General features: G+C 37.9%; 9 protein-coding genes, 6 tRNA genes and 1 rRNA gene. 1 reads left to right on the top strand and 15 read right to left on the bottom strand.

Going from position 1 to position 13,012, the window contains the following annotated elements; all coding sequences use genetic code 11:
• Positions 1 to 1,052: 1,052 nt before the first annotated feature.
• The 14 genes from glmS to C7B89_RS02125 form a co-directional block, all read right to left on the bottom strand.
• Positions 1,053 to 2,855 (bottom strand): glutamine--fructose-6-phosphate transaminase (isomerizing), encoded by a 1,803-nt coding sequence (glmS, locus tag C7B89_RS02190; RefSeq protein ID WP_054549731.1) that lies wholly within the window; start codon positions 2,853 to 2,855, stop codon positions 1,053 to 1,055.
• 594 nt (positions 2,856 to 3,449) lie between these two features.
• Positions 3,450 to 3,965, bottom strand: a complete 516-nt coding sequence (locus tag C7B89_RS02185) for a type 1 glutamine amidotransferase domain-containing protein (RefSeq protein WP_054549732.1) — start codon at positions 3,963 to 3,965, stop codon at positions 3,450 to 3,452.
• A 127-nt stretch (positions 3,966 to 4,092) separates the two neighbouring features.
• Complete coding sequence (glmM, locus tag C7B89_RS02180) at positions 4,093 to 5,445, bottom strand: phosphoglucosamine mutase (protein ID WP_054549733.1); 1,353 nt, start codon at positions 5,443 to 5,445, stop codon at positions 4,093 to 4,095.
• Between the two features lie 213 nt (positions 5,446 to 5,658).
• The gene (locus tag C7B89_RS02175) at positions 5,659 to 6,735 is read right to left on the bottom strand and encodes a CdaR family protein (RefSeq protein WP_048393928.1); all 1,077 of its coding nucleotides are present in this window, start codon (positions 6,733 to 6,735) and stop codon (positions 5,659 to 5,661) included.
• Positions 6,728 to 7,564, bottom strand: a complete 837-nt coding sequence (gene cdaA / locus C7B89_RS02170; protein WP_009370548.1) for a diadenylate cyclase CdaA — start codon at positions 7,562 to 7,564, stop codon at positions 6,728 to 6,730. The genes C7B89_RS02175 and cdaA overlap by 8 nt, the downstream gene beginning before the upstream one ends.
• Before the next feature lie 149 nt (positions 7,565 to 7,713).
• The gene (locus C7B89_RS02165) at positions 7,714 to 8,340 is read right to left on the bottom strand and encodes an anti-sigma factor family protein (protein ID WP_009370547.1); all 627 of its coding nucleotides are present in this window, start codon (positions 8,338 to 8,340) and stop codon (positions 7,714 to 7,716) included.
• A gap of 12 nt (positions 8,341 to 8,352) precedes the next feature.
• Positions 8,353 to 8,916, bottom strand: coding sequence for an RNA polymerase sigma factor SigW (gene sigW / locus C7B89_RS02160; RefSeq protein ID WP_004225410.1), 564 nt, complete (start codon positions 8,914 to 8,916; stop codon positions 8,353 to 8,355).
• A 133-nt stretch (positions 8,917 to 9,049) separates the two neighbouring features.
• A complete protein-coding gene (gene rocF / locus C7B89_RS02155; RefSeq protein ID WP_115673091.1) occupies positions 9,050 to 9,955 on the bottom strand; it encodes an arginase in 906 nt (301 codons plus the stop codon).
• Positions 9,956 to 10,140: 185 nt separating this feature from the next.
• Positions 10,141 to 10,213 (bottom strand) — tRNA-Lys (locus tag C7B89_RS02150).
• Between the two features lie 13 nt (positions 10,214 to 10,226).
• Positions 10,227 to 10,301: transfer RNA gene (locus C7B89_RS02145), tRNA-Gln, on the bottom strand.
• Positions 10,302 to 10,315: 14 nt separating this feature from the next.
• Positions 10,316 to 10,399, bottom strand: a tRNA-Tyr gene (locus C7B89_RS02140).
• An 18-nt stretch (positions 10,400 to 10,417) separates the two neighbouring features.
• Positions 10,418 to 10,493: transfer RNA gene (locus tag C7B89_RS02135), tRNA-Val, on the bottom strand.
• A gap of 55 nt (positions 10,494 to 10,548) precedes the next feature.
• A tRNA-Glu gene (locus C7B89_RS02130) sits at positions 10,549 to 10,623 on the bottom strand.
• A gap of 113 nt (positions 10,624 to 10,736) precedes the next feature.
• Positions 10,737 to 10,813, bottom strand: a tRNA-Asn gene (locus C7B89_RS02125).
• 269 nt (positions 10,814 to 11,082) lie between these two features.
• Here C7B89_RS02125 and mbcS point away from each other — a divergent pair.
• Complete coding sequence (mbcS, locus tag C7B89_RS02120; protein ID WP_048393927.1) at positions 11,083 to 12,669, top strand: acyl-CoA synthetase MbcS; 1,587 nt, start codon at positions 11,083 to 11,085, stop codon at positions 12,667 to 12,669.
• A gap of 117 nt (positions 12,670 to 12,786) precedes the next feature.
• Here the strand turns inward: mbcS and rrf are convergent.
• Positions 12,787 to 12,902, bottom strand: a 5S ribosomal RNA gene (gene rrf / locus C7B89_RS02115).
• Between the last annotated feature and the right edge of the window lie 110 nt (positions 12,903 to 13,012).

Raw genomic sequence — 13,012 nt, 5'->3', positions numbered from 1 at the left:
GAACTAATATTTAGCTCATGTCCTACAGCTATTGCTTACCCTGTAAAAGCTTCATTTGTTTCTACTTAATCAATATCATCTGCCATCGTTTTAGTTAATTTTTAAGAAAATTAAGTTAATATCTAACTAAAAAAGTGCATCTGATAATATTTTCTTCAATCCATCACGCCTTCATTCCTTTACCCTAATACGGTATACAAGTTCCAATATTGTACAAAAATCCCCCTAAAGTATAGCCACTGTGGGTTGCCAACAATTTGTTACTTTAATGAAAATATGCGTTCAAACTTTATTTTATATTATCGAACTAATTAAATGAGCCTTTAACTAAAGCCACAATCATTTCCTCTGCTCTTTTAATCCAAGGTAATCATTGATGGTAAATAATAATGAATCCAGCTATCTCTTAGAGCGACCATTAAATAATTCACCTAGCAAATCAACAGTTAATTGATCTTCCTTTATTACATCTGTATGAATCAATTCTTTTGTCGTGATTCCCATTATCTTAGCAAATTGTTCGAGACGTTCAGATTTTTTAAGGTACGCTCTCCTTTTAACATATATCCTACAAGTGATTTACTTACACCTAATTGTTCAGCTAACCATTGAGAAGATTAATCCTCAGCCTCTAACCATTTATTTACTTTATTTATTACAATGTCGTTAGTTTTCATAAAATACTCCTCCCAGCCATCTATAAAAATTAGTATATAGGTACTCATGAATTTTTTAATTGCCTAAGACCACTTTTAAAATGATTATCAATTTTGCATACACAAGTCAGACATACCCGATATAACTTAAATATCAAATCTTTTTTATAAACATTACAACAATTATAATTCCTACTGCAGTATTCAATTATATATGTTAAACAATCTATAGATATAAATACATTTTTAGAAAAAGCAAAAACCCTGATACAGCAATATTTCCACTGTATCAAGGCTTAATTTAGATGTCACAACATAATATATTATTTATGACAAACACAATTATATATTATGACAGTATTAGTTATAACTCACAATTAAATCTAATTTTTGTTCTTACTCAACAGTTACCGATTTAGCTAGGTTACGTGGTTTATCTACATCACAGCGACGGTGAAGTGCAGCATAGTAGCTAATTAATTGTAAAGGTACTACTGATACAAGTGGTGTTAGTAATTCATGAACATGCGGAATGACTAAACGGTCGCCGTCTTCATCAATGCCTGCCATCGCGATAATACATGGATATGCACCACGAGCCGCTACTTCTTTAACATTACCACGGATGTTTAATCCTACTGATGCTTGTGTGACAAGCGCAAACACAGGTGTACCTTCTTCGATTAAGGCAATTGTTCCGTGCTTCAGTTCTCCACCAGCAAAGCCTTCTGCTTGGATGTACGAAATTTCTTTTAGTTTTAAGGCACCTTCAAGGCTGACATAGAAGTCCATATTACGGCCAATGAAGAATGCGTTGCGTGCGATTTTTAAGTAATCTTCTGCAATGTCTTCTAACACATCTTTTGAATCAATAATTGTTTGGATGCCATTAGCGGCAATCGCGAGCTCTTGTTTTAAATCAAATTCTAAGCCTTTGCCATTTGCCTTTGCTGTCACATAGGCTGCTAATGCAAGTACTGCTACTTGAGCCACATAAGCTTTTGTAGAAGCGACAGCAATTTCTGGACCTGCATGTAATAACAATGTATGGTCAGCTTCACGTGATAACGTAGAGCCAGGTACATTTGTAATCGTTAATGTTGGATAGCCCAACTCTTTAATTTTTACAAGAACTTGACGGCTATCTGCTGTTTCACCTGATTGTGTAATGAAGATAAATAATGGTCTTTCTGAAAGTAATGGCATGTTATAGCCAAATTCACTAGAAATATGCACTTCTACAGGGATACCGGCCATTTTTTCGAAATATTGTTTACCGATAAGACCCGCATGATAGCTTGTGCCCGCTGCAATAATATATAAACGATCTGCTGCTCGTAAGGCTTCTAAAATCTCCGCATCAATCGTTAAATCACCGTTGTCACCTTCATATGCTTGAATGATTTTACGAATAACTGTAGGCTGCTCATCCATTTCTTTTAACATATAGTGTGGATATGTGCCTTTTTCAATATCACTCATATCAAGCTCAGCAGTATATGGTGCACGCTCTACTACAGTACCATCTAATTTTGTAATTTCCACACTTGCTTTGTGTACGATAACTACCTCTTTATCGTGAAGCTCTACGTATTGATCTGTTACCTGTAGCATCGCCATTGCATCTGACGCAACAACATTGAAACCTTCACCAATTCCAACAAGAAGTGGTGATTTATTTTTTGCTACAAAGATTGTATCTGCTGCCTCTGCATCTAATAGTGCCAGTGCATAGGAGCCATGTAATAGAGATAATGTTTTACGGAAAGCGTCTGCAGTGCTTAGACCATCTTTCACAAATAACTCTACTAATTGCACAATAACCTCTGTATCTGTATCAGATTTCATTGGAATGCCTTTTAAATATGTTTTTTGCAATAAGTGATAGTTTTCAATAACCCCATTATGCACAAGTGTAAAGCGTCCTGATGCACTTTGATGTGGGTGAGCATTTAAACGATTTGGCACACCATGTGTTGCCCAACGTGTATGACCAATACCAATTTTCGCAGCAACATCTTCATCTACTGCTTCTCGTAAATCTGCAATACGCCCTTTTTCTTTGAAAACCGTTACGCCTTCCTCGTTACGTACTGCAATACCCGCTGAATCATAACCACGGTACTCTAGCTTTTCTAAACCTTTTAATAGAATTTCCTTTGCATCTGATTCACCAATATATCCTACAATTCCACACATAATTCTCGTCCTCCGATAATGTCAATTTAATGCAATGACAAACTAGGCCTCATCCTATCGATTTTTTTGAATGTATAAGCGAAGCTTTATTTTTATAAAAATAAAGCACTCCAATACACACAAGCTACTCAGCCAACTGAATAGAGATCTTCGATATGTGAAGCTTCATCTAATTATCTATTGCTTTTACAATACCTTCTCCACTTTCTGTACATTCAATCACTCAAATGCTTTCAAAATGGAAAATGACAATCGGGTATGTCGATTGGGAGGCATCCGCCGAATTTTCGATAAACCTCCACCTCGTCTGCTGAAGATCTTTTCGTCCGATTTCTTCAGCTCAGGCGCTATAATTGTTTTCCGATTTTGCGCTTTCTTCCCTCCTTAGGCGCTCGTTAAAGGATAAGGTCGGACCTCATCTTCAACTTCTCCATCATACTCAATCATATGCTATTCGTCAAATTTTCGTTATAAAAAACACCTAGTCCTAAAGCTTTTTGGTGACAAATATGTAGACAAAGCGATACATATGCACTTTGATAAGCATTGTCATACAAAATAGGCACAAGCATTTAAAATGCTTGTGCCTATCCTTTATTTACTGTCTAATAATTTAACAATTTCTCTATTAAATGCAGGAAGATCATCTGGCGTTCTACTTGTTACAAGCTGTTTTTGACAGACAAATACTTCTTCATCATGGAAGATTGCCCCTGCATTTTCTAAATCCACTTGGATGGATTTATAACCTGTGGCGTCACGCCCATTTAATGTCTTTGCAGTAATAAGAAGTTGTGGTCCATGACAAATGGCAAAGGTAGGCTTCATTTCATCCATAAAGGACTTTGCAAATGCTACTATACGATCATCCGCACGTAATATATCGGGAGAAAAACCACCAGGAATAAATAATGCATCGTAATCTGTTGCTTTTACTTCATCAATGCCTTTATCAATTTTCACGGACTCTCCATGCTTACCCTTAACTTCCTTGCCTGCTTCGATATCAATTGTTACTAGCTGATGCCCAGCTGCTTCCAAAGCTTCTTTAGGGCTTGTAAACTCAATGTCCTCAAACATATCTGTTATAACTGTAGCAATTTTAGCCATATCAATTAAACACTCCTTGTTATTGTGACTCCTAATTACTGTTCCCCATCTCGCTTATTTAAAACATTCCTTTCAAATAAGTAAACCCGATTTCCTGTTTACGGAAATCGGGTTTACACTCTATTTCTTATTCTGTTAGGCCCATTTCTACACGTACAACATCTGCAATACGCTCGACAAAACGCTCGCAATCCGTTTCTGTTGCTGCTTCCACCATGACACGTACTAATGGCTCTGTACCTGAAGGACGTACTAAAACACGACCATTTCCAGCCATTTCAGCTTCTACCTCTGCAATTACTGCAGCTACTTTCGCATTATCAGTCACAGCATGCTTATCTGTTACACGCACATTGACAAGACGCTGAGGGTAGATTTTCATTTCAGCTGCAAGTTCTGAAAGCTTTTTACCCGTCGCTTTCATAATGTTGACAAGCTGAATTCCTGTCAGTAAGCCATCACCTGTTGTATTAAAATCTAGAAAGACGATATGCCCTGATTGCTCGCCACCTAAATTGTATTCATTCGCACGCATTTCTTCCACAACATAACGATCACCTACAGCTGTTTGTACACTTTGCATACCATTGTCAGCCACAGCTTTATAGAAGCCCATATTGCTCATTACTGTTGAAACAATTGTTTGCTTCTTTAAACGCCCTACCGCATTTAAATGCTTACCAATGATAAACATAATTTGGTCACCGTCAACAATTTTTCCGTTTTCATCTACAGCAATTAAACGGTCTCCATCGCCATCAAAGGCTAAACCAACATCTGCACCTTTTTCAGTAACAAATTTAGCTAGTCCTTCTGGATGTGTTGAGCCTACACCATCATTAATATTTAAGCCAGTTGGAGAAGCACCCATTGTAGAAATGTCAGCTTCTAAATCAGCAAATAAATGTGTAGCTAAAGATGAAGTTGCACCATGTGCACAATCAAGCGCTACATGGATACCATCAAATTCTTCATCCACTGTTTGCTTTAAGTATTGAATATATTTTTGACCACCTTCGAAATAGTCACTTACAGATCCTAAATCTGCTCCTATAGGACGTGGTAATGTATCCTCTTGCGCATCAATTAACGCTTCAATTTCCGCTTCCTGTGCATCTGTTAGCTTAAAGCCATCAGGACCGAAAAATTTAATACCGTTATCTGCAACTGGGTTATGTGAAGCTGAAATCATGACGCCTGCATCTGCGCTCATAATTCGAGTAAGGTATGCCACACCTGGTGTTGAAATAATACCCAGACGCATTACCTCTACCCCAATTGATAAAAGACCAGCCACAAGTGCACCTTCAAGCATCTCGCCTGAAATACGTGTGTCACGACCAATTAAAACCTTTGGACGGTCAGTTGCATCTTTTGTTAAAACATAGCCGCCTATACGACCAAGTTTAAATGCAAATTCTGGTGTTAATTCACTATTCGCGACGCCACGGACGCCATCTGTTCCAAAATATTTACCCATTCTACTTATTCTCTCCTTCAATGCAAGACAGTGCCTAGTGAGTTTCTATCAAGCATTAGACACTTGTCCGCTTACTTTTGGAAAAGTCTGCTTTTGTTCATTCATTGGTAATTATTAATATTCCACTCTGCCAGTTTGTTTGATGAAACCTGAATTACAAACCTGATTGGATTTTTGATTTAGAATCAAAATAAAATTATAGTCACATATTGTTTAAGAATCAATATCTTCCGATTCCTCAGTTGACGTATTTTTATCAGTTGTAGTACTCTCATCTGTCACATCAGGTTCTTCAGTTGGAGGTGGCGTTTCCTCTGTAGAAGCTGGTGTTTTCTGCTGTTCTTCTTGTTCTACCTTTGTAATATCTGCCTTCACTTTTATTTTCTTGTCAGATATTTTTGTCACACCATCTGGTAATTTTACATCAAATTCATAAGTTTTGGACTCAGTAATTTTTGACAGGTCAACTGTTATTGGAATAGATGTTAAACTGTCAATAATTGATTTTCTACCATACACTTTGATCATTTTCGGTGTAAATGTTAATGAGTTAATGGTAATGTCTTCGGCAGCTTGCCCTGTTTCCTTAAGGACAACTGGAATCTCTCGACTATACTCCGCTATATCTACTTGAACTTTCACAATTTCAGGTTCAATAGTCACGTCTAACTTATTTAAATCTCTATCTAATACTTTTACAGCTGCTTCCTGTGTGAATGATTGCTTCAAGCCCTGCTCTCCTGTAACAGTTGCTTTTACATAACTAATGCTTTCAATAGCACTTTTTGCACCTGTTACATAAACAGTTGGCGGGTTGGCCGTCATTTCTTTTAAGATAAAACCTTCTTCGATTAAACGTTTGTTCATTTCAGGGTCCACTCGGAACTCCTGTGTGACCTTTTCCTCAATATTCACATGAACAGTTGCAGGGTCTAATGTCACCTTTAACTTTTCTGAAATATTTTCGTATTGCAGTTTTACATCATGCTCTCCCAGCAATAAATTGCTCAAATCCGCAAATATAGAAAAATCCTTAGCTCCCTTTGCTTTTAAAACCAATGCCATCGGACCTTCTATCGTTACATCCACAGTTTCAGGTAAACCTGTCACAATAAGATTCTCATTATCGTAATAAACATCCACTGGAACATCACGAATAACATCCGTTTGTTCATTTGAGGTAGCTTTATTTAAAGGTGACAACTCAGTACGCACTGAGAAAAAAAGCAAAAACGCTAAAAATAGCGCGATGATTCTAAGTACCCAAGGGCTATCCATCATTTTATCCATTCTTTTTCCCCCTCCAAGTCAACTTAGAGGATGCATTTGATTCTTGTACTGATCCGAACCACATTTTTCTTAATAATGTTTCAAACTCCTCTAGAGATAGATTTCGATGGAGATTACCATTTAATGTTATACTAATTGCGCCTGTTTCTTCTGACACAACAATTGTAATAGCATCTGTAACTTCACTTAAGCCAAGAGCAGCACGGTGGCGTGTCCCTAACTCTTTTGAAATAAATGGGCTTTCAGATAAAGGTAAATAACAAGCCGCTGCTGTAACTTTATCTTTTTGCATAATAACAGCCCCATCATGTAGCGGGGTATTTGGTATAAAGATATTAATCAGTAATTCTGATGAAATTTCAGCATTTAGCCCTATACCTGTTTCAATATATTCATTAAGACCTGTTTCTTTTTCAATAGAAATTAACGCACCTATTCGACGTTTAGCCATATAACTTACAGACTTCTTCATAGCCTCAATAAGTCTTGTTTGTTCTTCTTCTTCTTGACTTGATGAACGTTGGAATAGCTTTCCTCGTCCAATTTGTTCTAAACCACGTCTGATTTCAGGTTGGAATATAATAATAATCGCTAGGAAACCAAACTCAATAACTTGTTGTAGCATCCAGCCAAGTGTTTGTAACCCTAAAAGGTCTGTTGCAATTCGTGCAATAATAATGACGAATATTCCCTTAAGTAATTGGACAGCCTTCGTACCTTTAATGAGGGTTAAGACTTTATAAACAACGTACCAAACGAGCAGTACATCAATGAAGTTAATAACAATATTCACAGGTGTTAAATCCGTGAAATGTTCGATAATTTGCACGTGGCATCCCCCACTTTTCATTACGAATCCATACACATTCAAGTATATCACATTCTTATCAAATGTAACTTTTTTCAAATAAAAAGTCTACTCAGAAGAGTAGACCTTTCAGCCTCTCACGTGCACTATTTTTTAGGACGTATAGAGTGTTATTTAGTTTCTTCTTTTTCCTCAAATGTCATGGCTGTCTTAACAGAATTTTTAATTGTATACCATAACCATTCAAATACTTCGTCAATTTCTTCGATTCTCCCTGAAACTACCGCTGAAGATGCCATATATTGCCCGTTGATTACTGTGACGTTGCCATCAACTTCACCTTCAACAATCAAATCGCCATTTTTCACAACAATATCGCCTTTTACCACTTCTCCTTCAGGGACAATCACTGTTTGACCATCCACAACTAAATTAGGTTGCTTGGTCACCGAGAAATGCTGGTCATCCATGAAGCTACCCAATAATGTAGCACTCATGAATAAGCAAAATACTGCTGCTGCCACAAAGAACGGATGCCGGCGAATCCATTTTTGTATACCTACTCGACTTTTTGGTTTTGGTAAACGAGCCATAACTGCTGCTTCAAAACTCGGAGGCGCTGTAATATGGGAAGCACTCTTCACAAAGGCGATTGTTTCACTCAATTCTTGCATCAACTGTTTACAATCATTACATGTATGCAAGTGTTGTTTCAACTCTTGCTCATGCTCACGACTAATGTCACCGTCTAAATAATCATGCATATAGTCTATAATATGCTCTGGACAAGTATTCATGACGCTCCCCTCCTACAGATTGTTTAATTGCTTACGTAATGCCTCACGTCCGCGGTGAATCCTCGTTTTCACCGTTCCAAGCGGCATATCTAAAATCTCGCTAATCTCTTGTAACGATAACTCTTCTATATATTTCAATACTATAACCGAACGGTATTTATCCGGCAATCGTCCAATTTCATATTGAATGCGATCTTGCAGCTCCATTTGTTCTAACTGCTCCTCTGGTAGCTGGTCGTCTGCTGCGATTTGCGAATACATATCAAGCCCTTCTGTACCAGCTACTTCTGCATCTAAATAATAATCCGGTTTCTTTTTTCGAATACGGTCAATGCAGAGGTTTGTCGCTATGCGATAAAGCCACGTCGAAAACTTTCTTTTCTGATCAAATGTATGCAAGTTCATATAGGCTCGCACAAAAGCCTCTTGAGCAATGTCTTCAGACTCTTGTTTGTTGCCTAACATTCGATAGCATACTTGGTACAGTTTGTGCTGATAGAGACTCACAATATCGGCAAATGCGTTTTGATCGCCTTTAAGCACTTGTTTTATTCTCTTATTTACTAACGCATCCATTGTGTTGACTTCTCCACCTTTACAACTGTCTTATACTATACGAAGCACCGATAAGAAAAGTTTCGTTTTAATTCAATTATAGCAAAAGATTTTTATGCAATGTGGCAACAGGCAATTTTTTGTCAAATTTTCTTTAAACTAGTGTTTCACCAAATAAAGATCCCATTAATGCAACAGCCACATTTGCTGTTGTATTCTTTTCATCTAGTATAGGATTTACCTCTACAAACTCTGCTGAAGTTACCATGCCTGATTCTTGTAACATTTCCATTGCTAAATGGCTTTCTCGGTACGTAATTCCACCTGGAACTGGTGTACCCACACCTGGCGTATAAAGTGGATCTAATCCGTCTAAATCAAGTGATAAATGTAAGCCATCAACATTTCGTTCCTTTAAATAAGCAAGTGCATCTTCCATCACACGTGTCATGCCAAGTCGGTCGATTTCATGCATTGTATATACTTTAATTCCTTGTTGACGTATCAATTCACGTTCTCCTGGGTCTACTGAACGAGCTCCAATAATAATCACGTTTTCTGGCTTAATTTTTGGAGCATAGTTGCGAATTTGCACTAAACGTTCATGTCCTAGCCCAATACTAACGGCTAACGGCATCCCATGTATATTGCCTGAAGGTGTTGTTTCAGGTGTATTTAAATCTGCATGAGCGTCATACCAGATAACACCGAGATTTTTGTAATGCTCACCTAATCCAGCTAATGTTCCAATAGCAATGCTATGGTCTCCACCAAATACGAGTGGGAATTTCTTTTGTTCCACTACTTCATGCACACTATTTGCTAATGCAGTACTAACATCTACAACTTCCTCTAAATTTAGTAATTTTTCATCCACAGCTCCGTCAGCAAGCTTTTGACTAACACGAATATCCCCTTGATCCTGTACATCGTATCCGATAGCCTCTAAACGTTCAACAATACCTGCATATCGAATAGCACTTGGTCCCATATCTACCCCACGGCGTGTTTGTCCGTAATCTGTTGGTACTCCAATAATAGAAATATTAAGTTTATTCATGTTTTTATACCCCCTAAAAGTTATAAGATTATTGTAAAGCCTACATACCACTTGGCTCAACTCGACAAAAAGTTGTATATTTATTCATTTTTAAATGACATAAAAAAATCTCCTACTGTTTTCAGCAAGAGATTAGTTATCTGTAGTTAATATAACACTTTTGAATAATTTTCATTCTAAAAAAGTGAGCCATGAAGGACTCGAACCTTCGACCCTCTGATTAAAAGTCAGATGCTCTACCAACTGAGCTAATGGCTCATAAAAGAAAAAATGGCTGGGGTACTAGGATTCGAACCTAGGCATGACGGAATCAAAATCCGTTGCCTTACCGCTTGGCTATACCCCAATCATTTATAAAACTGGTGGAGGGGGACGGATTCGAACCGCCGAACCCTAAGGAGCGGATTTACAGTCCGCCGCGTTTAGCCACTTCGCTACCCCTCCGAAATAACACAATAAGAATGGTGGAGGATGACGGGCTCGAACCGCCGACCCTCTGCTTGTAAGGCAGATGCTCTCCCAGCTGAGCTAATCCTCCATAGAAACAGGTGTTATATCACAGTTTATATTCTTTATAAAGCCTATGTTTTAAATGGTGACCCCTACGGGATTCGAACCCGTGTTACCGCCGTGAAAGGGCGGTGTCTTAACCACTTGACCAAGGGGCCAATATTACGTCTCAAACAAGACAAGAATTATAATAACATTTTTCATTAATAATTGCAATGCTTTTCCACAAATTTTTTTATGTATTATAGCATTTGAAAAAAGGACAAAAAAATGGCTCCGAAGGCAGGACTCGAACCTGCGACAACCTGATTAACAGTCAGGTGCTACTACCAACTGAGCTACTTCGGAACAATGCTATTCACTTTGGTTTTAGACAACCTCTTAAGTACATTTATTATTATAGCAAGCATTATAAATAATGCAACACATTTTGTGAAAATTTTTATATTTTTTGTCGAAGTATGCTCCTATATTCGTTTGAAAGCATAATAGTTCTCTATTAATTCTAATATTTCTATTTAACGTACTAAATATTCTTGCTGTATATTATTGTAATTGTTAAAATAAAAATAGTTTTATGAATTTTCTATCAAATTTTCTGGGGGAGGATGTTCAAGATGGTATCAAATGATTTAATTGCACCTGAATTTTATAACATCACAGAGGAATTAGAAAAATTTTCGCAAGATAGTGATCGCCAAGCAATACGTTGGTTAAATACACAACAAGAGAGACGTACAGTTTCTTATTTGGAGCTTAACCAAAAAATGAATCAATACGCAAACGCTTTTACGGAGAAGGGGCTTCAAAAAGGTGATCGTGTATTAGTTATTATTCCTCGACTTCCAGAAGCCTATTTCGTTTTTCTAGGCTGCTTAAAGGCTGGTATCGTACCCATTTCATGTTCAGAGATGCTACGTGCAAGCGATTTAGAATATCGGATGGAACATTCTTCTGCTAGTGCAGTTATTGCTTATGAGGCTTTTACTAGTGAAGTTGATCAAATTGCTTCTTCTGTAGACGCATTGAAAAATAAACTAGTGATCGGTGCTGCGAAAGGAGATTGGACTTCTTTAGATGAATTAGCAAGCAGCCAGCCAGCTACATTTACAGCCGTAGCTACTACACGTGATGACATGGCATTCCTTTCTTATACATCTGGTACAACTGGTAAACCTAAAGGCGTTGTTCATTCACATGGCTGGGGATATGCACATATTAGAACTGCAGCTTCAAAATGGCTTTGTGTACGTGAAGGAGACCTCGTGTGGGCAACAGCTGCTCCTGGTTGGCAAAAGTGGATATGGAGTCCTTTTTTATCCACAATCATGCTCGGTGCTACTGCATTTGTCTATCATGGTGGATTCGATGCAAAAACCTATCTTCAATTAATGCAGGATGAAAAAGTTAATGTTCTATGTTGTACACCGACTGAATACCGAATTATGGCGAAAATCGATAATTTACAAGACTACAATCTATCATCTCTACGTAGTGCCGTTTCTGCTGGTGAGCCTTTAAATCGTCCAGTTATCGAAACATTTATGAATCATTTTGGACTAAAAGTACGTGACGGCTATGGACAAACAGAAAACACATTATTAATTGGTACACTCGAAAACACAGAATTACGTCCTGGATCTATGGGTGTTCCAACTCCAGGTAATATTGTACGTATTATCGACAATGAAGGGAATGAAGCGCCAGTTGGAGAAGTTGGTGATATTGCTGTTCACAAATCTTCACCAGCTTTATTTAAAGAATATTATAAAGAACCAGAGCGCACGCAAGCTGCATTTCGTGGGGATTGGTATATTACAGGTGATCAAGCAAAATGTGATGAAGACGGTTACTTCTGGTTTGAAGGTCGTGGAGATGACATTATTATTTCATCTGGTTATACGATCGGACCATTTGAAGTTGAAGATGCATTAAACAAACATGAAGCTGTACAAGAATGTGCAGTTGTAGCTGCGCCAGATGAAATTAGGGGGCATATTGTAAAGGCATTTGTTATCTTACGAGAAGGCTTCAAAGAATGTAATGAAGAGGAGTTAACAAAGGAGCTACAGGAGCATGTAAAAGCGTTAACAGCCCCTTATAAATACCCTCGTAGTATCGTCTTTCTTGATGAGTTACCAAAAACGACATCAGGGAAAATTCGCCGTATCGAACTACGAGCTACTACAGTTCATACGCATTAAGTTAAGTATCAAAACAAGAAGGCACCCATTGAGGATGCCTTCTTTTATGTATTTATAAATAAATAATCGGCTCAAAAAAAAAAGCCACTACTGAGTGTATCAGTAGCGACTTTTTGCGCCTAGCGACGTCCTACTCTCACAGGGGGAAGCCCCCAACTACCATCGGCGCTAAAGAGCTTAACTTCCGTGTTCGGTATGGGAACGGGTGTGACCTCTTTGCCATCATCACTAGACTATGGTCGACCTTCCATACACGGCGTACTGCTGTGTCTAGAAGCTCTCTTTTTAGAAAGATTTGCTCTTTCAAAACTGGATAAACGGCACATTGAATGTTTCAAACTTT

The sequence above is a fragment of the Lysinibacillus capsici genome, assembly GCF_003367505.1.
GTDB classification, from domain to species: domain Bacteria; phylum Bacillota; class Bacilli; order Bacillales_A; family Planococcaceae; genus Lysinibacillus; species Lysinibacillus capsici.
The sequence above is the reverse complement of the archived record's forward strand: the minus strand, read 5'-3'. Positions and strand labels throughout refer to the sequence as shown.